The sequence below is a fragment of the Limosilactobacillus oris DSM 4864 genome, from assembly GCF_001434465.1.
Taxonomy (GTDB): Bacteria; Bacillota; Bacilli; order Lactobacillales; family Lactobacillaceae; genus Limosilactobacillus; species Limosilactobacillus oris.
On record NZ_AZGE01000069.1, the window covers coordinates 1 to 346 of the forward strand.

General features: G+C 44.5%; 1 protein-coding gene. It reads left to right on the plus strand.

Features of this window, described 5'->3' with window-relative positions; translation table 11 throughout:
* Positions 1-346: transposase family protein (locus FC49_RS10405; RefSeq protein WP_162253481.1), on the plus strand; the 346-nt coding region annotated here is incomplete at both ends.

Genomic DNA, 346 nt, shown 5'->3' on the forward strand with positions numbered 1-346 from the left:
TACCAGAGTTGCCTTAGGAGTTAAAGATTACCACCTAGAATTAGATGACAAACATTTCACCGAACCGGTTGAAGACCAGGGCAATCGAATCGTTATCCACTTCATTCAATCTTATCCATTGCACTGCCCACGCTGTGGCCAGCCAATGCTTAAAAATGGCTTTAGGACCGTCAATGCCCTTGGACCATCGCTTCACTATAAACCGACGATTTGGTCCATTCGGAAACAAAAATACCTCTGTAAGCCTTCTGATGACTGTCCTAATACGGTAACCAGGCTTGCCCAAGTTAAAGATATTGATTACCACACTCATATCACCTGGGCCATTAAGCAACGGGCAATGATG